Origin of the sequence: Streptomyces longispororuber (assembly GCF_024448165.1) — a bacterium.
In the GTDB taxonomy this organism is placed as follows: Bacteria; Actinomycetota; Actinomycetes; order Streptomycetales; family Streptomycetaceae; genus Streptomyces; species Streptomyces longispororuber_A.
The window spans coordinates 1-19,783 of record NZ_JAMOLN010000098.1; the positions used below are offsets into that span (position 1 = coordinate 1).

Sequence of the window (19,783 nt, forward strand, 5' to 3'; positions counted from 1 at the left end):
CCGTGTTTTGAAAGTTGGCTCTGCTTCTCGTTCCGCTTCGTGATGCTCTCGGTGTGGGGCGAGGGGATCTTTCTGACGATCAGTGGGCTGCGCTGGAGCCGCTGTTGCCGGTCGCGGTTCTGGGGCGGCCGCCGTTAGGCCGGCGGAAGCTGATCAACGGGATTCGGTGGCGGGTGCGGACCGGTGCTCCGTGGCGGGATCTGCCGTCGGAATACGGGCCGTGGCAGACGGTCTACGGGCTCTACCGCCGCTGGCAACGTGACGGCATCTGGCCCGAACTGCTGACCCGGCTGCAGGCCCGGGCGGACGCAGCTGGGCTGATCACGTGGGAGGTCAACGTCGACTCCACGATCTGCCGGGCCCATCAGCACGCCGCAGGCGCCCGCCGCGACGGCCAGGCCCAGAACGAACCGCCGGGCGGAACCCGCACCGAGCCCGACGACCACGGCCTGGGCCGCTCCCGGGGAGGCTTCACCACCAAGATCCACCTGGCCTGCGAGCAAGGCCAACGGCCAAGGTCTCTGCTGGTCACCGCAGGTCAACGCGGCGACAGTCCTCAGTTCACAGCCGTCCTGGAAGCCATCCGGGTGCCCCGCACCGGACCGGGCCGTCCCCGTGTCCGCCCGCTGCGCGTGCGGGGCGATAAGGCCTACTCCTCCCGCGCCAACCGGGCCTACCTGCGAAAGCGCGGAATCCGCTGCACGATCCCGGTGCCTGCCGACCAAGCAGCCCACCGCAAACGGCGCGGGAAGGCCGGCGGGCGACCTCCGGCCTTCGACCGCGAGGACTACAAGGCCCGGCACGCGGTCGAGTGCGGGATCGACCGGCTCAAGCGGAACCGCGCGGTCGCCACCCGGTTCGACAAGCTTGCCGTCCGCTTCGAAGCCACCGTCGTGATCGCCGCGATCGGCGAATGGCTGTGACCGGCCTGAGCTGTCGGTTCCTCATGCCATGCTGACCGAGACCCGGGTCGACGACGAGGGGAAGGCAATGATGGGGGCTCAGTACTACGGCGCCGACAGCGAGAACGGCGACCGCATCGACGACCCCTCCGAGGACGCGTTGTTCATGCTGATCAGCGACCTCAACGACTCCGACAACACCTTCGTCGTCGTCCAGCCCGACGCGGACGACCCCGCCTGGTTCGCCTCCGTGGCCGTCCTGGACGAAGGCGGCTACGAGATCGTCCGCCGTGACACCACCCGCAACGAGCACGAGGTCACCACGGCGACCAGCATCAACGACATCGCCCGCGACCTCACCATCTGGTTGGCCGCCCGCGACTCCCCCGGACGGCCAACCAAGCAGGCCAGCAACTTCTAAAACACGGCCTAGTCGGTGCCGGGCTGCAAGAGTTTGAAGACGAGGCGGGCGGCGGCATGCTGCGCCGCTCGTCGCACGCGCCGCACCACCGGGCGGGCGGGCGACGGGAGGGAGGAGGGGCTGGGCGCCATGCGGGGGAAGAGTGGCTCGGCGTTGGCCCGGTTGATGGACCTGAGCTGGTCCGGCGACGCGAAGGTGTCGAGGCCGGTGGCGAAGTACTGCCCGGCGGGCTTCGGGGCGAAGGGCCAGTCGCTGCCGAACAGCACATGCCCGGGCCGGGCGAAGGCGAGCAGGGTCGGCAGCGCGGCGGGACTCGACGACAGGGCGGTGTCGAAGTAGAAGGAACGGAAGTCGTCCAGCACGCCCAGCGGGCTGCGCTGGGTGTCGTTCGCGATGGTCACCGCCATGCGGTGGGAGGAGTAGGGGACGAAGCCGCCCGCGTGGCTGAGGATGAACCGTAGGTTGCGGTAGCGGTGGACGATCCCGTTGCGTACGAGCAAGTAGGCGGCGCGCGTGGTGTCGAGCAGGAAGTCGGCGGCGAACGGCGGGATGCCCTCGACCGTCGGGGCGGGCAGCTCGGCGGGGTGGACGAACACCACGGCGCCACGCTCGTCGAGGGCGCGCCACAGAGGTTCCTGGCCCTCTGCCCCGAGGTAGGTGCCCCGGTTGTTCGCCAGCAGGGTGACCCCGTCGGCGTGAAGTTCGTCCAGGGCGCGGGCCGCCTCCGCGGTCGCCGCGGCGACGTCGGGAAGCGGCAGCGTCGCGAACGATCCGAAGCGCCCCGGATGTTGAGCGGTGAGTGACGCCGAGAAGTCGTTGAGGCGCCGCACCAGGGCGGCGGCCTCGCCCGCGTGGTCCACGAATCCTGCGCCCGGTGTGGAAACGGAGAGCACTGCCGACGTCGTGCCGAGGGTGTCCATGAGCTCCAGAGCCCCTTCGGGGCTCCACTCGGGCAACGCCCTGCCGCCCGCCTCGCCGATGCCGGCCTTCGCCAGCAGATCCCGGTAGAAGGGCGGGATGAGGTGCTGATGGACGTCGATCCGGCCTGACCGGCCGGTGGAGGCGGTGTTCATGCGACTCTCCCGAAGCTGAGGGGCGTTCGGCCTTAACGTAGCAGTCACTCCAATTGGTGTAACCACTACAGGAAGCGTCGGCGAAGGGGATCGCTGCCGTCCTGGCTCAGCGCACCTTGCGGGCCGCCATGTCCTCGGCCGCGTCGAACAACAGGCGTGCGTGCAGTTCGAACATGGCCACCAGGTCGAGGCCGCCTCCGAGGATCTCGCGCTGCACGAACAGGCCGTCCGCCCCCGCGACCGCGTAGGTGGCGAGCGCCTGTACCTCATCCGCGTCCAGCTCGGGCTTGAGTTCCTGGATCACCTCGATGACCTTGGTCCGTGCGGTTTCACGGACCTGGAGAAAGACGGTCCGGCCGCGCGGTTCGGCCGGGCGGCGCTCCAGGGCGAGCATCAGGCCGAGCCGGAGGAAGTCGGGTGCCTCGATGAGGGACTTGGCGATGCCTGCCGCCATGGCGGTCACCCGCTCGCGCGGGCTCCCGGCCTCCTCGCCAGGGAGTTGGACGGCGAGGAGCCAGGCTTCGAAGCTGCGCTCGATGACCGCCGCGATCAGGTCGTCCTTGTCCTTGAAGTGCCAGTAGATCGAGCTGGCGGGAAGCCCGCACTTGGAGCTGACCGCCGCGATGGATGTGCCCTCGTAGCCGCGCTCGCCGGCGATCTCCACGGCGGCGTCGAGGATGCGCTGGCGTGACTCCACGCCGTTCGCCCGCTTCCTGCGGGGCTCCTGCTGCCTGGTCATCGCGTCCGCCTCTCCTGCCTGCCCTGCGCCGGCCCTTGACCGTACCGCCTCACCCTCTTACTGTAGCAGTCACTCCAATTAGAACGACCGCTACAGCAAGGCCGTGGGGATGCGTCCCTGGCGGGCTTGCGGAACGACGAGCGAGGTGGGCCAGTGAGCCGGATCAGCGCCGGCGCGGCGGAGGACACGAACCCGTGCGCCTACGACGTCGCGATCATCGGGTACGGACCGACAGGAGAGACCGCGGCCAATCTGCTGGGCGCCCTCGGCCTGAAGGTCGTCGTGGTCGAGCGCGACGCCGAGGTCTACTCCCGCGCCCGGGCCATTTCCACCGACGAGGAAGTGCTGCGGATCTGGCAGCGCGTGGGCCTCGCGGAACGGCTGAAGCAAGACATGCTCACGGAAGGCCGCCCCGTGGACTTCGTCGACGCCGGCAACCGGGCGTTCCTCACCGCCCAGCCGCCCCGGCGCGGGCACGGCCACCCACCGCAGTCGTTCATCTACCAGCCGGCCCTCGAGCAGGTCCTGCGCGAAGGCGTCGACCGCTTTCCCAACGTCGACGTGCTGTTGCGGCACGAGTGCCTGCGCGTGCGCCAGGACGACGGCGGCGTGGAGCTGACCGTGGCGGGCGTCGACGACGATTCGGTGCGCCGGCTGCGCGCCGCGTATGTGATCGCGGCCGACGGCGGATCAAGCCTCACCCGGGCCCAGCTGAACATCGGGTACGAGGGCCGGACGTACGAGGACCGCTGGGTCGTCATCGACACCAAGATGCTCAAGCCCTGGCCGGGGCACGACCGGTTGCGCTTCCGGTGCGACCCTGCTCGCCCCGCGGTCGACTGCCCGACCCCGCTCGGCCACCACCGCTGGGAGTTCCCGGTCCTGCCCGGCGACGACGAGAAACACCTCACCACCAACGACGCCGTGTACGACCTGGTCGCCCGCTACGGGATCGGCCGTGACCAGGTGGACGTCCTGCGGGCCACCATCTACAGCCACCACGTCCGCTTCGCCTCCCGCTTCCGGGTAGGCCGCGTCTTCCTCGCCGGTGACGCCGCGCACGCGATGCCGCCCTGGATCGGTCAGGGCATGGCGGCCGGCGTACGGGACGTGGCCAACCTGTGCTGGAAGCTGGACGCGGTACTCCGCAGCGAACTGCCCCACAGTGTCCTCGATACCTACGAATCCGAACGCAAGCCGCACGTCAAGGAGGTCACCAGACGGGCGGTCTTCGTCGGCCGCGTGATCACCGAACGCCGGGCGGCGGTCGCTCGGTTCCGTGACCACGCGGTGCGGGCTCTCAACCGGATACCGGGCCTGGGCGACCGGCTGCAGGACTCCAAGTGGATCCCCGTGGCCCGCTACGAAGCCGGCCTCCAGTCCAACCCGCGCACCAAGGCCACCGGCCACCAGCTCCCCCAGCCGTGGGTCACCGCACCGGACGGCACCCGCACGCGTCTGGACGACGCACTCGCCGGCCGTTGGCTGCTGCTGCACGCCCGCACGGCCACGCCGCAACCCGCCTGGGACCGCATCGGCGTGCCCTCCCTGACCGTCACCCCGGCCGGCAGTCGCCCGGCCGAGGGCACCCTCGTCGACACCGACGGCGTCCTGCTGACCTGGATGCGCGAACACCGCGCCACCACGCTCGCGCTGCGTCCCGACGCCTACGTCTACGCCGCCACAGCGAACGGCCCGCTCGCGCCACCGCCCCACGGCTTCGCCCCCGCCCAGATGCCCGCCGCCACTGCCTTGTGAGGACACCGACCCCATGACGACCACCACTGACCTGCCCGATCTGCAGGAGACGACGTACGACATCGGCGGCAGGAAGATCTTCGCCGCCGAAACCGGAGAAGGTCCGGCCGTGCTGCTCCTGCACGGTGGCGGCCCCGGCGCCTCCGGCGTCTCCAACTATCACCGCAACATCGCCGCGTTGGCCCAGCAGTACCGGGTCATCGTGCCCGACCTGCCCGGCTACGGCCGCAGCACCAAGGGCATCGACCGCGCCGACCCCTTCGGATTCCTCGCGGACGGCATCCGCGGCCTGCTCGACCAACTCGGCCTCGAAAAAGCCCACTTGGTGGGCAACTCCTACGGCGGGTCGGCCGCGCTCCGCCTGGCGCTCGACACCCCCGACCGGGTCGACCGCATGCTCCTCATGGGCCCCGGCGGCATCGGCACCACCCGCTCCCTGCCCACCCCAGGCCTGAACAGCCTGCTGAACTACTACACCGGGGACGGGCCGTCCCGGCTCAAGCTGGAGAAGTTCATCCGCAACTACCTCGTCTTCAACGCCGCCGACGTGCCGACCGCCGCCATCGACGAGCGGTACGAGGCGAGCATCGACCCGGAAGTGGTGGCATCTCCCCCACTGCGCCGCCCCTCCGGACCGAACGCGCTGCGCACACTGATCAAGATGGACTTCACCCGGGACCGCCGCCTGGCCCGGCTTCCCGTGCCCACCCTCGTGCTGTGGGGCGCCAAGGACAAGGTCAACCGGCCGTCCGGGGGCCGCATGCTCGCCGAGCGCATGCCCGACTGCGACCTCTACGTGGTGGCCAACACCGGCCACTGGGTCCAGTTCGAACGCGCGGAGCTGTTCAACCGCGTGTGCGCCGACTTCCTGGCAGACCGCCGATGACTGCCGATGCCACCGCTCCCTCCGTCTTCGGCGCCGTTCACCTCGGCTACGTCGTCATCGAGACCAACCGCTTCGCCGACTGGCGCCGCTTCGGCACCGACGCCATCGGCATGCACCACGACGACCTCTCCAGCGACCTGATGCGCTTCCGCCTCGACGACCAGGAATGCCGCTTCATTCTGCGCAAGGGCCCCGCCGAGGACGTGGTCGCCCTCGGCTGGCACATCGACGACCACACCTCCTTCGAGCACATCGAGGCCCGCATCCGCGCCCACGGCGTTCCCGTCACCCGCGGCTCGCAGGAGCAGGCGGCCCTGCGCGGCGTCGAACGCCTGCTGCGATTCCCCGGCCCCAAGGGCATCACGCAGGAGATCTACACGACTCCCGTCCGGGCGGAACAGCCGCTGCGGATGCTCGCCTCGGGGTTCGTCACCGGCGACTCCGGCATGGGCCACGTCGCCCTCACCTCGACCAAACCCGCCCAGATCCGCGGCTACTTCAACACCGTCTTCGACGCCCGGCTGACCGACTACATCGACGAGACCATCAGCGGCGCCAAGCTCAAGATCCGGTTCCTGCGGGTCAACGAACGTCACCACTCCATCGCGGTGGCCGCCGTCTGCGGCCTGCCCATCGACCCGATCCGCACCCGGGTGCAGCACCTCAACATCCAGGCCGCGAGCCTCGACGACGTCGCCCAGAGCTACCAGCGCGTGCACGAACTCGGCTTCGACATGGCCCTGTCCGTCGGCCAGCACACCAACGACAAGGAACTGTCCTACTACGCGCGCACACCCTCGGGCTTCGAATGGGAGGTGGGCTGGAACCCGATCGTCATCGACGAGAACACCTGGGAGCCCACCACACACCAGGGCATCAGCATCTGGGGTCACCTCCCAGTCGGTCAGACCATCGTCGACAAACTCGGCCAGTTCCGCGCCGGTGCCCGCTCTCTGGCCCGCACCGAGGACACCGTCGCCGCACTGAGCGGCGACGGCGTACCCGACGCCTGACATCGCGCTGGTCCGGGCCCGGCGGGTCTGTCCTAAAGTTGGGTCTTCCAAGATTTTCGTAGGTGTTGATCGTTCTGTCGATGCGGCCTGGAGGGCGGGCTGCTGCTGTCAGGCTGGTGGTGTGTGCTGTCGAGGTTGATGAACTGCTGCCGCGGCTGGCCGGGGTGTCGGTGGTGCGGGTGGACTGCGGTCCGGGGTTGGCGCGTATCGTCGCGGTGACCAGGGACGATGTGTCCCGGAGGTGTCCGGGCTGCGGGCAGTGGTCGAACGGGACGCATTCGCGGTACGGCCGCCGTGTGGCGGACGAGGCGGTGGGCGGTCGTCCCGTGGTGATCGCGTTGTCGGTGCGCCGGTCGTACTGCGAGAACCTGGCCCTGTGCGCGGGTTGCCTTCGTCGAGCAGGTTGGCCAGCTCACCGAGCGCTACCAGCGGCGCACCCCGGCTCTGCGCCGGGGTGATCGAGGCGGTCGGGGGGCGCTGGCCGGCTCGGCGGGCGCCCGGTTGCTGGTGATCTTGCATCAGGTGCTGTCGGGGGCCGCGGTGCCGAGTTGCCTGATGCGCATCGCGCTGCCGGCACCCGTGGCGCCCCCGGTGCTGGGGATCGATGAGTTCGCCCTGCTGAAGGGCCATCGGTACGCCGTCATCCTGACGAACGCGGACACCGGGGAGCGGATCGAGGTGCTGCCCGATCGCAGGGCCCCGGCGGTGAGCGCCTGGCTGCGCCGGCACCCGGGGATCCGGGTCGTCTGCCGGGACGGCTCCGGCTCCTTCGCCCAGGCCGTCCTGGACGCCGACCCGACGATTGTGCAGGTCATAGACCGCTGGCACCTGTGGCACGGCATCGTCGAGGGCGGGTTCGCAGCCCTCACCAAATCGTTCGAGTAACGGCCTACCCGATCGGTCGGGACGACTGTGCCCGCTCCCAGGACTCGCCGAGACCGCAGACCACGAGCAGATTCCCTGCCTCGGCTCCTCTGCGAACCGCCCCTGACCAAGTGCGACGACCTGGACCAGCGCTACTCGGAACGACAGATCAACACGACTGGCGCCGTTGGTGAGATGAGAACTATTGATGCCGGCTTCGCACAACAGATGTTGATCAAACACGTCGAGAATGTTGCCGGATTCCAGGAACCGCTGGTCGGCCTGTCAGGGTGCACCGTGGCCAGACGAGCGGGACGGATATCGTCCTGGCATGACACAAGAGTTCGATCTTGCCGCATCGCTCGTCAGTGGCATCGAAGGCCGCCGTGGCGCATGGACCTTCATCCAAGGCTTCGCCGCCCACTGGGTCGGCGCCGCTCTGGGGAGCAATGACGGATGGACGCAGGCCGATCTCGACGCTGCCGAGGAAAGGCTGGGGTTCCGGCTGCCGGCGGCGCTGCGCGAGGCGTATCTGCTGTTCGGACGCCGGCAAGATCTCACCAGCAACCACGATGTGCTGCTCGGCCCTGCAGAGCTGTATGTCGATGACGCCAAGGAGGCACTGGTCTTCCGTCACGAGAACCAGGGAGCGGCATCTTGGGGCGTCCTCCTCGACAGCCTCCAGGATGACGATCCTGCGGTGTTCATCCGGCTTGACCTTGCCGACAAGAGCGCCGAGCGGTGGGAGGACTGGCTGGAGCGTCTTTCCCTCTGCTTCGTCGAGATCATCCTGTCGGAGTCCCTGCAGGCCGATGAAGAACTCTGCGACTTCCTCGACCCGGACGGCGACAGCCTCGAACTGCTGGAGACGAACTCCGTCCGACTGCCGTTCCCGGCATACCCCATCGGCGAGGAGACCCGGTGGTTCCTGGGGCAAGACGTCCTTCTGCGCGATGACGACGGCGCGGCCGTCCTGGCCCGCGGCCGGACGGCGGAAAACCTCGACCGCATTCGTGACCTGATCCCGGGCGACTGGCTCAACGACTACCGCTGACCAGACAGAGCGCTGCCTACCAAACTCGTCGACGCTGCCGACGAGAACCATACGGCCACAGCACCGCACCCCCACACAAAGGCGGGGCCCTTCTCGCTTCAGTCGCTGACGGGCTGCGCCTCGTGCGCCTTCGCAATGGCGTCGATACGGTGAGCGAGGTCGAAATCTGCGGCGGTCAGCCTGTGGCCCGCGTCGTGCGTGGAGATCCCGAAGCGGACCTTCCCCCAGAGCAGATCGACGTCGGCATGGTGGCCGATGAGTCGTTCAACGTCCGCGACATGCACGATCATTGCGACGCCGCCGTGGTAGCGGATACCGAACGTCTTCGTGATCTCGTCGCCATCGCGGCGCCACCCCGGCGCACCGTCGAGTGCGATCTCGATCTCGTCCTCGGTCAGCGGGATCGGGTTGTCCGCCATGCTTCAACTCCCCTCGGTCACCGGGCGCCAGGGCCTCTGTCAGGGCCTGGCCAATCGGGGCATCGTGCCATGGGCAGGCCCATGCCGCGTAGGCGTCCCAAGGCCGTCCGTGCTGAGCGGTTGCGGCCACGTGGGCAGTATCGCCATGGGCAGGCCCATGCCGCGTAGGCGTCCCAAGGCCGTCCGTGCTGAGCGGTTGCGGCCACGTGGGCAGTATCCGGTTCTGAGGTGCCGCGGTATCTCGGTGCGTACTCGTGTAGCGATCCGGCGGGTCGAAGACCCGGAGATCTGGTCCAACACGGTCGCCAAAGCGCTGGGTTGTCTCGCGTGGGATTTCGAGGAACCCGGGCGGTACCTGGATGCCTCTGCGTTTGATGGGCCGGGGGTGGGAGATGCCCGCGATGATCTGGAGTGGGCGATGCTGCGTCTTCCCTCCGGACCCGCGAGGGATCTGGGCCGCTTGATCACCCGCATCGATGAAGAACTCGAGCGCCGCACCTTGCCGGAGCCCAGCTGTAACGAGTGGTCAACGACCAGTTGGTGGTGGATCAGGGGCCTCTCCTTCGGTGACCTTCGGTTTGCCCCTCGCCGGCCGCGGACCAGCCCGACGAGGTGATCTCGTAGTCCAGCAGGCCCCGCGCAGCGAGGGCGTCGGCGCGGCCCACCCGCTCACGGATCGCGGTTCCGGTGTCGTCGTGGTCGAGAAGGAAGTGCACGAGGCTGGAGCAGTCGTCCCCTTCAACTCGGCTTTCTTCGTGACCAGTTGTAGTACTAGCGATGTCGTCGACAGCGACACTAGAGTCGTCCGTGGTGTGCGGGGCCGACGGTGGGGCGGGGGAGTTCCTGATGGTGGCGGAACACGTCGAGGACGAGGGCATCGGCCTGGCGGTCGCGCTCGGAGCCATACGACGCGAGCTCGCGCAAGCGGTGGCCGCGGCCGAGGCCGAGGGCGGCCCGGTGCGGCTCGCGGTCTCCTCGCTCGAACTCGAACTCCAGACGACACTGAGCCGGTCCCACGATGTGAACGGCGGTATCCGCGTCCACGTGATCTCTGCGGGCGGGCAGCGCAGCGAGGACCGCAGCGAGGTGCAGACGCTGAAACTCCAGTTGAACGCAACGACCCCTGACAATAGGCCGATCTCCGCGGGCGACACGCTGAGCCGACGGCCGAGGTGACGTGCCGGTGACCTCCGGCGTGGATGTCGCCCAAGTCGCTCGCGTGGTCGTCGGCCTGCCCGACGACAAGTGCTGCGTGGGCAGTGGCTACCGGATCTCGGAGCGGCTCGTCCTGACGGCGAAGCACGTGCTCAAGGGCGGCGAAGCCGTGCATGTCCGGCTCGGCGGGGAAGAGTTCGACAGGCCGGCGGCGGAGGTGTGGCAGGACACGGATCTGGACGTGGCCCTGCTCCAACTCGATACGTCACCCACTTCTCGCGCTGACCCGGTTCTGCTGGGACGCGTGGACCGCGCCCGGAACGCCGAGGTGACCACCCGCGCGGTGGGCTTCCCCGGCTGGGCCGTGATCGACAAAAGCTCCCCTGATGCGCCGGACGACATCTGGCGCGGCAGCACAACGATCCGTTGCCGGATCCTCACCAGCGACGTCGGGTCGCCGGACACGCTGCGCGTCGTCGTGGACGACGCCCCCGACGTCCTGACGGCGCCAGACCCGGGCACCAGTCCCTGGCAGGGTATGTCCGGGGCGGCGCTGATCAGCGACACCGGGCTGCTGGTCGGCATCGTCAAGGAACACGTGCCGGCGGCGGGGATCGGCAGGCTGGAGGTGACGCCTCTCGACCGCATCGACGACGAGGGGTGGCGGGATGCCCTGAGGGGCGACCATGTGCCCCCGCGCCCTCTGCCCGTACTACCCGACAACTGGAGCCGGACCGACGGTCTCCACCAGCACCACAGCTGGTACGCCGTCGAAAGGAACAAGGCGTCGCATTCGCTCGTCGAGGAGAAGCTCCCGTACGTCGATCCCGGCGACAGCAGTTCGCCCGGCGAGATCCTCACCCGGCTCGCCGACCTCGCCAAGAGGCCGGGCCTGCCCGCCGGAATGATCATCGACGGGGCGGCCGGAGCCGGTAAGTCACGGCTGTGTCTGGAGGTCGCCTTGCGGGCCCAGGAGAGCCGGGACTGGCTGGTCGTGCACGTAACCCAGTCCGCACCCCTGCGTGATGTGTGGAACAGCGTCCGGGGCCTGGCGGACCAGGTGCTCGTCGTCGCCGACGAGATCGACTGGATCGCCGACCCGGGGACTACCTACCGCAGCGTGTTCAGCGAGGCTGAGGGCCGAGGCGTCCGGCTTGCCGTACTGACGACCGTTCGCCGCAGCCGGCTGGAGGACGAGGCGCTTCAACCGCTGGACCCGTGGAACACCTTCACGTTCGTCCACGTCCGGGAGGACCCGGAGTACCACCGAGACATCACCCGACAGATCGTGCAGAGCCTCGCATCAGACGCCGTGAATCAGCAGGACGACGGCTACATGAAGAAACGCTGCGCCGGTCCTCCGGAGATCAGCCGGTTCTACGCCACGCACCTCAACGACAAGGCGCAAGCCGGTGAGGACGTGAGAAGAGCCGCGCCTTCTCCCGACTCCGACTTCGGCTCATGGCTCAACGCCATCCTGATCAACATGGGGCTGCCGCTCCTCGGGGACGACGTGCCAGACCGCGCGGCAACGGCCGTGGCTCTGACCGTCGCCCACTCACCCTGCCGGCTCGAGGACGCACTCGCCTTCTTCGCCCCGGACCCCGGCGACCCGCGCCGAGAAGAAGGCGGAACGCTCTTGGGCAAGCTCCTCGACGACAAACTGCTCGCCTCCCGGAACGGCGTCCTGCAGCCCGTGCACGACGTCTACGCCGACCATCTGCTCGGCGTCGCCGTGCTCAAGAACGGCCAGAACTCCGTGCACGGCGTCGGCCTGCGCCGGGTCCTGGACTCAGGGCTGGCGAGCGGTTCTGCCCTGGCCCGGGTCGCCGTCGCGGTGGACCGCCTGCGTGACAAGCTGGACGAAGAGGCGGTCGACGCGCTGACCGGAGTGGTGGACGACTGGTGCGTCGCCCACCGTGCCGTTGTCCGGGACCTGGTCGTGGCAGCGGATGAGGAGGGCTACGGCCGGGAGCTTCGGGCCCTGATCCTGCGGGAGACATGGCGCCCGGTGGTGCTGCGCGAGTTCGCGGAACCGTGGCTGCGCGAGCACTTCACCAAGGCCATGGCCCTCAACACCATCCTGGCCGTGGCATCGCAGTTGCCCGACAGCGACCGCTACCTCTCCGGGTGGATCTACAGGCACAGTGAACGGCCCGACGCCCCACGCGCTCTCCACAAGGCCCTGGCAAACGACCTCGACCCTGGGAACCGGGAATGGACGACGGACCAGGCCTACGAGTGGCTCACGCTGCACCCGCTCACGATCGACGCCAGCTTCCCTCTGCAGCGACTCCTCCGTACGCGGCTGGACGTCCTGCCGCGCGGCGACGCGCGTATGGACCAGGTCCGGAACTGGGCGTTGCGCTGGTTGCGCCGTTACGGCACGACAGGTCAAGCCGGCTTCGTGGCGGGGCCACTGCTCAAACACCGCGAACTGACCGGCGCGGACCTGGAACGGACGGCGCGTCTGCTCCTCGACGCGGTGGCCCCCGGCGACCCGTCGGCTGCCACCTTCGCCCTCGTAGCCGTGTTGAGCAGACACCGTCTGCACCACGATCTGCCCGAAGACCTGTACGGGCAGGCGGTCAGGGACTCCTTCGCCTGGCTGAACCATGAGGCCGGTTACGGGCTGCGGCCCGCTGCTGCGTACCTGCTCAGAGAACTGATCGTCCCCGGACTGCCCGGACGGGACGGCCTGGCGCGTGCCGTGCAGGCAGCGTGGAACTGGTTGAACGTAAATGGCGACCGACACGTCGAAGTGGGTCTGCTTCTTCCCCCGCTGCTGAAGAACGCGGACAAGAGCAGTGCTAGCGACCATGCCGCCCTCACCGAGGACGAACAACAGCACCTCGCGGTCGTGGCCATGGACTGGCTGGCGGCAGACGACGGCTCCACGGGGCTGAGTGTCAGCGAGGTGACCGGGGCACTCCTGAGCACCAGACTGCCGGACGGGGACCCGGAGCGGCTGCGGTGGCTGGCGGACCGGGCGCTGGCCCTGCTGCGGGACCGACCTGGCCCGAGCGTGGCACGCTCCGTCCTGACGCCGCTGCTGCATCGCAGGAACCTCGACACCGACACCCGCGTCCGGGTGCTGGCCGCGACGTTCGTCCAGCTTGCCGCGGCTCCCGACAGCCCGCACCTGGCCTACCCCCTGACCGCGCTCCTGCGGCGCTCCGATCTCACCGGTGACGAATCCGCCCGGACGATGGCCGCGACCCTTCACTGCCTGGACAAGAACCCCAGGGCCCCCGGCGTCCCGGGCATGCTGATCAAAGCACTGAACAGCCCCCTCGCGAATCCGGCCGATCGCGCACAGTTGGCGGCGCGATCCGTCCGGGTGCTGTCCCTGAAGGCCCTGGTGCTGGAGAAGAACCGCAAGGAACCCAGTCTCGTCAGAGCCCTCCGGAACCACTGCGCAGAGCATTCTCCCGAGTGGAACCGTTTCGTCGCCCGCGCCTGTGACCTGCTGAAGCATGCGAGGTACCCGAAGCGAGCCGAGCCGGCGCTCGAAGACTTGCTGAAGGGCTCCGAGCAACTCGGGGCTCCCGTCCTGGACCGGCTGTGCACGGCCTGCGTCGACTGGTCCGCCGTCAACGATTACGACAACCGGTCGATCAAGTTGCTGGCGATGGTGCTCGACAACCGCAGTTCCTCGCCGCGGGTACGGCGCCGCGCGACGGAGGTCGCCCGGCAACGGTTTCGGACAGGCGGTGAGCGGAACGTGCGGGACGCGGCGAACGGAAGGCTGCTGCAGGCCCTGCTGTCCGGCGGAGATTTCCCGGACGCGGAAGCGATCGAGCAGGTTCTGGACGTCGCGTTGGACTGGCTTGCCCTCCAGTCGAACAGGCAGGCCGCGGTCGGTCCGCTGCTGGTGCAGGTGGCGCACTCGCTGGAGCACTCACCGAGGCGACCCGAGGCCGAGCGTCGGACACGGCGGGCTCTGGACCTCTCGGACACGTGGCTGCGCGACCGTCCCGAAGACAACAGTGAACGGCGTCAGCAGGTCGAGGGCCACCGTCGCCGTCTGGCCGCACTGCTGGGGGTCGACGACTCCGGTTGAGGTGGGTCCGCCCGGCCGGGCGGGAGACAGGGACTCGTCACTCCGAACTCACCGGTGCCGTGCCCGCGACGAACGCCGTCCACGCGGCCGGCGTGACGGCGAGGGGGCGGATGCCGGTGTCCTTGGAGTCCCGGACGCGGACGGTGTCGGTGCCTACGGCCACCTCGACGCAGTTGTCGTTCAGCACCGAGGTGTCCAAACCCGGATGCCAGGGGCCCCGTCAGCACCCCGATCGGCGAACCCTCCCCGAACGGAAATTCCGCCGGCCCCGTTTCGGCTCCTGTTTCCGCAGCCCCTGCCGCCGAAGAAGCCGTACCGGTCTGATCGAGGATCTCCGACACGGTCTCCCGGGCGACCTCCAGCCTCGACAGCCGTTCCTCGGCCGCGGCGAGCCTTTCACTGAACTCGGCAATGTGGTCCCGGAGTTCCTGCACCCGCGCGCGGGCTGCCGCTTCCCGCTGCCGGAGCTCTTCGATCAACGAACTCATCGCCGTCCCCACCGCATCGATCGCGAGCCGGGACTGCAGTACGGGAGGCCGGCACCCCCTTGGCCTCCCTCGTCCACCGCATGCCGCACCACCAAGGAGTTCTTCGCCCGGACGGCCCGTGTGTCATGAGCTTGATTTGAGTGGGCACAAGTTCTCCTTATGACCGGAACACACAGCTCCCTCACCGGAGGAACCAAGTGAAGACGCTCCACGGGCGCCGGACCCGCATCCTGGCTGCCACCACCGCGACGGCCGGGCTACTGTTCGTGGCGGCGTGCACCTCAACGGACGACGGCGGCAGCGGCTCCAAGACGGCCGCGGGCGGCGTCGAACTCGCCAAGGCGGGACAGCTCACCACCTGCACCCATTTGCCCTACCCGCCCTTCCAGTCGGAGATCGACGGCAAGGTGCAGGGCTTCGACGTGGCGCTGATCGACCTCGTCGCCAAGGACCTGGGCGTCAAGCAGGACATCCTCGACACGCCGTTCGAGAACTTCAAGACCGGCGCGTTCCTCAACTCCGGCGAGTGCGACGTGGCCGCGGCCGGAATGACCATCACCGAGGAGCGCAAGAAGAACGTCGACTTCTCGGACCCGTACTTCAACGCCACGCAGGCGCTCCTCGTCGACAAGAAGAGCGGCGTCACCTCGCTCGCCGACGCGAAGACCAAGAAGATCAAGCTCGGCGCCCAGGCTCAGACAACCGGCGAGGACTACGCCAAGAAGCAGGGCTTCGACCCGGTCTCCTTCGAGTCCTCCGACGCCGTCCTCAACGGCCTGCGCACCGGCCAGGTCAAGGCCGTCGTCATCGACTACCCGGTGGTCCAGGGCTGGCTGAAGGACAAGGAGAACGCCGCCGCCTTCGAGGTCGCGGACAACATCAACACCGGTGAGCAGTACGGCTTCACGGTGAAGAAGGGCAACACGAAGCTGCGCGACGCCATCAACAAGGCTCTCGCGGACGCCAAGGCCGACGGCACGTACAAGAAGCTCTACGAGAAGTGGATCGGTCCGTACGACGAGTCCGCCGCATCGCCGGCCGCCTCATGACCGAGGCGGACACCGCACTCCAACCGAAGAGGAAGGGCCTCTCCAGGCGTCAGAAGCGCAGCCTGTCGCGAGGCGTGCAGTACCTCGTGTTCGTCGCGGCCGTGGTTGCCTTCGCGGCCACGGCCGACTGGGGCCGGCTGAAGAACCAGTTCGCGCAGGGCGACATCGCGCGGCAGATGTTCCCGGACGTCATCACGCTGGCGCTGAAGAATACCGTGCTCTACACGGTCACAGGCTTCGCTGTCGGACTCGCGCTCGGCATGGTCATCGCGCTGATGCGGCTGTCGTCCGTGGGCCCCTACCGCTGGGTCGCCGGCGTCTACATCGAGATCTTCCGCGGCCTGCCCGCCCTGCTGATCTTCATCTTCATCGGGGTGGCCGTGCCGCTGGCCTTCCCCGGCACAGAGATCGTCGGCGGCACGTACGGAAAGGTCGCCCTCGCGCTCGGTCTGGTGGCCGCCGCCTACATGGCTGAGACGATCCGCGCCGGCATCCAGGCCGTGCCCAAGGGGCAAATGGAGGCGGCCCGTTCGCTGGGCTTCTCCCCCGCGCGCGCGATGGTCTCGATCATCATCCCGCAGGCATTCCGCATCATCCTGCCGCCGCTGACCAACGAACTCGTCCTGCTCTTCAAGGACTCCTCGCTGGTGCTGTTCCTCGGCGTCACCTTGGAGGAGCGGGAACTGTCCAAGTACGGCCGGGATCTGGCCAGCCAGACCGCCAACTCGACGCCCATCCTCGTCGCCGGTCTGTGCTACCTGCTGATCACGATCCCGCTCGGCTTCGTCGTGCGCCGCATGGAGGCGAAGACCCAGGAGGCCGTGAAATGAGTGAGAAGACCATCGTGGACCGCTCGGAGATCCAGGTCCGCGACCTGCACAAGTCCTTCGGCGACAACCACGTCCTGCGGGGCATCGACATGGAGGTCGGCCGGGGCGAGGTCGTCTGTGTCATCGGCCCGTCCGGCTCCGGCAAATCGACGCTACTGAGGTGTGTGAACCTCCTGGAGGAGCCCAGCAAAGGCCAGGTCTTCGTCGGCGGCACCGAACTGACCGATCCTGACGTCGACATCGACGCCGTGCGCCGCCGCATCGGGATGGTCTTCCAGCAGTTCAACCTGTTCCCGCATCTGACGGTCACCGAGAACCTCACGCTGCCGCAACGCCGCGTCCTCCGCCGGGGCAAGGCGGAGTCGGCGCGGGTGGCGGCCGAGAACTTGCGGCGTGTCGGCCTCGCCGAGAAGGCCGAGGCGTACCCGTCGTCCCTGTCCGGCGGGCAGCAGCAGCGGGTCGCCATCGCCCGCGCGCTCGCCATGGGTCCCGAGGTGATGCTCTTCGACGAGCCGACCTCGGCGCTCGACCCCGAGCTGGTGGGGGACGTCCTCGCGGTGATGCGCATGCTCGCCGACGAGGGAATGACGATGATGGTCGTCACCCACGAGATGACCTTCGCCCGCGAGGTCGCGGACCGGGTCGTCTTCATGGACGGCGGCGTGATCGTCGAGGACGGCGCCCCCGAGCAGGTCATCACCGCCCCCCGCCACGAACGCACCCGACACTTCCTGTCTCGGTTGCTCGACCCGGCGATGGCCGAGGTGGAGGAGGAGTCTGCGGACCAGGTGGGCAAGTCCGAGTAGCGCCTCAGGGAGGGGCAGAGAGGACCAGGTTCCCAAACGTTCCAGCGCGCCCTCATGATCCATAAGATGGCCCGCTCAACTGTCCATCTCTTTGGCAGGAGGCGAAGCTGTCCTGGTCCTCCCGGCCGGGCACCGTATTGAGGTCAGATCAAGGAAGAAGTTCACCCACTCGACAAGGGGGCAGCCAAAGGCGAAGCCAGGCTCAGGCGATGGCCGATTCCGAATGGGTGAGCATCTCCGAATGGGTGAGCATCAGACGGACAGTAGGTCTCGGACTGGAACGCTGTCGCTCGGGGCTTTGGTGATCATGATGGTCAGCCGTCCTCGAGGCCACCGCCGACACCATGCCCCTGCCGCGACAGGAGCGGCTTCACTGCCTCTCCCCCGGCACAAGAATTCCGTCGGCTCGCCACCCACGGGGCGCCGGTGCCGGAACCGCACAGCCCAGGGCGGCCTTTCCCTCAGCATGAATGACACGGTCGCGGTTTGCCCTGGTCACCAGCGGGTCCACCTTGCTGGCATCCGTCGCCTCCAGCTGGTTCGCAATGCGGGCAACTGGCCGGCAGGTGGCGCAGCAGTTGCGCAGTGCTCAAGAGGACAGGGCAGACAGTCGTGCAGCCGGTCAGCGGGAAGTCCGGCGCGAGCTGTATCGGCGGTTCTTGCAGCAGGCGCTGGATGCAGCCAGGTGCGTTATCGCCCTGCGGCCGTCGGCAGAACTTGCACACGAGGAGTTCGAATCTGCCGCGCGGCGGGCCCGGGAGGCGATCGGGGAACTGTCTGCGGTGGAGGCGCTGATCACGCTGGAGGGTCCGGAGGAGATGACGGACGCGGCTGAGAAGGTCATCAGCACCTCCTGGCGGCGGGTGAGGCGGGTTGCCGGTCGTACGGTCACGGCGGGGGGCACGGCCCGCGCATGGTCGAACCCTTCTTCTCCCCCTCGCACCTGTAGCTGGACGGCGGCCTGTACCTCCACGTCCTGATCGTCATCGGGAACCATCCCGGCGTCGGCGACTACGCCGCCGCCCACGAAGACATCCTCGGCACCTGTTGGGAGCGGATCGGTCCGATCGCAGGCCGCCGGCTCCACGCCACCGTGCAAGGCATCCACCACCCCACCACAAGCGAGCAGCGCCATCGGGCGGCTGCCGCACTCCAGCCGTGAGACGGTCCCGAAGCTCGCACGGCATCTGCTGGGGAACCTGGCTGCGAGGGTGCCGCCGTCGATGAAGCAGCACGCGCCTGCACGGAGATTGACGCGCCCACACCCTCCTCAAAAGGGTACGGCCGCGGGATGGTTGACTGACCACAGCTACGGGGGCAGGCCATGACAGGGCCATCAGCAGACGATCAGCATCACACAAAGAATCAGGTGTCGGGCAACGCCCAGATCCACGGGCCGGTGATCCAAGCCGGCTACATCAATGGGGACGTCAACGTCCGCACGGCACCCCCTCCTCCGGAGGTCCCGCTTCTCGCCTCCTTCGAGTACCACGGGAGTCCGGACAGCTTCCAGCTCGAAGACGGCACGCAGCACCAGCTGGGACTCGGCGTCCGCGTGCTGATCGAGGGACTGACAACGCAAGCCGTCATCCTGAAACGCTTGCGGCCCGTCGTCCTGTCACGCACACCTCCGCGCCCGGCCGCGCGGTTCTTCCTGACGGTTGGCATCCTCGAAGTACGGGGCTTCACCACTGACCTCGATCGCGAGTCTCCATCCTTGACACCCTTAGAACCCCATCTCCCAGACTTTCCGTTCACTGTGTCGAGCAGTGACCCAGAGCTCTTCGAGATCCACCCTCGCTCACAGTTCGATGTCACGTGGTCTCTGGAATTGGACTGGTCGAGTGCCGGTCGCCAGGGCACGGTCGCCATCACTGGCCCTGAGCCATTCCAGTACTGGGCCAACCCACCCTCCGCGGAGCGGGGTTCGATCTGGTGATGGTGGTCCCGCTTTATGCTCCTCCTGGCCGCCGCACTCGATGATGGAACCCTCGGCATAGCCTTCGCCCGACGCGTTCGGCCCTGCTTCGATCGGGCAGACGGGCCCACCGGTGGAGCCCCGCCCATTCCACGGATGCCATGCACAGCATCCTGCCGGACGGCGGCGATCCTGAGTGGGCCAGGACGTACTGGCTGGCATGGGTGCCAGTCCCGCGGCACAGGTATCCGATCCCGCCGACCCGTCACACGGAGACTGCGCGCAAGAGCGTCTTCTCAGTGACCAACGGGCTGCTGCCGATCAACGCGAATCGGCTGCCGACGC

At 68.4% G+C, this 19,783-nt stretch carries 18 protein-coding genes; 14 read left to right on the forward strand and 4 right to left on the reverse strand.

From position 1 onward, the window contains the following. Positions 1 to 53 precede the first annotated feature (53 nt). Together M4J07_RS25660 and M4J07_RS25665 are read left to right on the forward strand one after the other, a co-directional pair. Positions 54 to 923 (forward strand): IS5 family transposase, encoded by an 870-nt coding sequence (locus tag M4J07_RS25660; RefSeq protein WP_255975374.1) that lies wholly within the window; start codon positions 54 to 56, stop codon positions 921 to 923. Between the two features lie 28 nt (positions 924 to 951). Continuing rightward, complete coding sequence (locus M4J07_RS25665) at positions 952 to 1,323, forward strand: hypothetical protein (protein WP_255975375.1); 372 nt, start codon at positions 952 to 954, stop codon at positions 1,321 to 1,323. An 8-nt stretch (positions 1,324 to 1,331) separates the two neighbouring features. Here M4J07_RS25665 and M4J07_RS25670 read toward each other — a convergent pair whose 3' ends face one another. Then, complete coding sequence (locus M4J07_RS25670) at positions 1,332 to 2,396, reverse strand: amidohydrolase family protein (protein WP_255975376.1); 1,065 nt, start codon at positions 2,394 to 2,396, stop codon at positions 1,332 to 1,334. 106 nt (positions 2,397 to 2,502) lie between these two features. Continuing rightward, positions 2,503 to 3,135, reverse strand: a complete 633-nt coding sequence (locus M4J07_RS25675) for a TetR/AcrR family transcriptional regulator (RefSeq protein ID WP_255975377.1) — start codon at positions 3,133 to 3,135, stop codon at positions 2,503 to 2,505. 153 nt (positions 3,136 to 3,288) lie between these two features. Between M4J07_RS25675 and M4J07_RS25680 the strand changes: the two genes are divergently transcribed. The 6 genes from M4J07_RS25680 to M4J07_RS25700 all read left to right on the forward strand — a co-directional run bounded on the left by M4J07_RS25680 (position 3,289) and on the right by M4J07_RS25700 (position 8,710). Continuing rightward, positions 3,289 to 4,893, forward strand: coding sequence for a bifunctional 3-(3-hydroxy-phenyl)propionate/3-hydroxycinnamic acid hydroxylase (locus tag M4J07_RS25680; protein WP_255975378.1), 1,605 nt, complete (start codon positions 3,289 to 3,291; stop codon positions 4,891 to 4,893). A 13-nt stretch (positions 4,894 to 4,906) separates the two neighbouring features. Next, complete coding sequence (locus M4J07_RS25685) at positions 4,907 to 5,779, forward strand: alpha/beta fold hydrolase (RefSeq protein ID WP_255975379.1); 873 nt, start codon at positions 4,907 to 4,909, stop codon at positions 5,777 to 5,779. Then, a complete protein-coding gene (locus M4J07_RS25690; protein WP_255975380.1) occupies positions 5,776 to 6,792 on the forward strand; it encodes a VOC family protein in 1,017 nt (338 codons plus the stop codon). Before M4J07_RS25685 ends, M4J07_RS25690 begins: the two co-directional genes overlap by 4 nt. A gap of 80 nt (positions 6,793 to 6,872) precedes the next feature. After that, positions 6,873 to 7,250, forward strand: coding sequence for a transposase family protein (locus M4J07_RS48540; RefSeq protein ID WP_374215079.1), 378 nt, complete (start codon positions 6,873 to 6,875; stop codon positions 7,248 to 7,250). Between the two features lie 97 nt (positions 7,251 to 7,347). After that, a complete protein-coding gene (locus M4J07_RS25695; protein ID WP_255975381.1) occupies positions 7,348 to 7,677 on the forward strand; it encodes a transposase in 330 nt (109 codons plus the stop codon). A 310-nt stretch (positions 7,678 to 7,987) separates the two neighbouring features. Further along, the gene (locus tag M4J07_RS25700) at positions 7,988 to 8,710 is read left to right on the forward strand and encodes an SMI1/KNR4 family protein (RefSeq protein ID WP_255975382.1); all 723 of its coding nucleotides are present in this window, start codon (positions 7,988 to 7,990) and stop codon (positions 8,708 to 8,710) included. Positions 8,711 to 8,808: 98 nt separating this feature from the next. Here the strand turns inward: M4J07_RS25700 and M4J07_RS25705 are convergent, their stop codons facing one another. Continuing rightward, complete coding sequence (locus tag M4J07_RS25705; RefSeq protein ID WP_255975383.1) at positions 8,809 to 9,129, reverse strand: 4a-hydroxytetrahydrobiopterin dehydratase; 321 nt, start codon at positions 9,127 to 9,129, stop codon at positions 8,809 to 8,811. A gap of 846 nt (positions 9,130 to 9,975) precedes the next feature. Here M4J07_RS25705 and M4J07_RS25710 point away from each other — a divergent pair. Continuing rightward, a complete protein-coding gene (locus M4J07_RS25710) occupies positions 9,976 to 10,305 on the forward strand; it encodes a trypco2 family protein (protein WP_255975384.1) in 330 nt (109 codons plus the stop codon). Positions 10,306 to 10,381: 76 nt separating this feature from the next. After that, positions 10,382 to 14,347, forward strand: coding sequence for a trypsin-like peptidase domain-containing protein (locus M4J07_RS25715; protein ID WP_255975402.1), 3,966 nt, complete (start codon positions 10,382 to 10,384; stop codon positions 14,345 to 14,347). A 37-nt stretch (positions 14,348 to 14,384) separates the two neighbouring features. On the opposite strand, the gene M4J07_RS25720 is transcribed toward M4J07_RS25715, so the two are convergent. Beyond that, positions 14,385 to 14,546, reverse strand: coding sequence for a DUF397 domain-containing protein (locus M4J07_RS25720; protein WP_255975385.1), 162 nt, complete (start codon positions 14,544 to 14,546; stop codon positions 14,385 to 14,387). A gap of 486 nt (positions 14,547 to 15,032) precedes the next feature. Here M4J07_RS25720 and M4J07_RS25725 point away from each other — a divergent pair, with 486 nt between their 5' ends. The 4 genes from M4J07_RS25725 (at position 15,033) to M4J07_RS25740 (ending at position 19,459) form a co-directional block, all read left to right on the forward strand. After that, positions 15,033 to 15,884: an ABC transporter substrate-binding protein gene (locus M4J07_RS25725; RefSeq protein WP_255975386.1), complete on the forward strand. Its 852-nt coding sequence runs from the start codon at positions 15,033 to 15,035 to the stop codon at positions 15,882 to 15,884. After that, entirely contained in the window at positions 15,881 to 16,714 is an 834-nt protein-coding gene (locus tag M4J07_RS25730; protein WP_255975387.1) for an amino acid ABC transporter permease, read from the forward strand. Before M4J07_RS25725 ends, M4J07_RS25730 begins: the two co-directional genes overlap by 4 nt. Before the next feature lie 14 nt (positions 16,715 to 16,728). Then, the gene (locus M4J07_RS25735) at positions 16,729 to 17,520 is read left to right on the forward strand and encodes an amino acid ABC transporter ATP-binding protein (protein WP_308284773.1); all 792 of its coding nucleotides are present in this window, start codon (positions 16,729 to 16,731) and stop codon (positions 17,518 to 17,520) included. A gap of 1,369 nt (positions 17,521 to 18,889) precedes the next feature. Next, positions 18,890 to 19,459: a hypothetical protein gene (locus tag M4J07_RS25740; RefSeq protein WP_255975389.1), complete on the forward strand. Its 570-nt coding sequence runs from the start codon at positions 18,890 to 18,892 to the stop codon at positions 19,457 to 19,459. Positions 19,460 to 19,783: the final 324 nt, after the last annotated feature.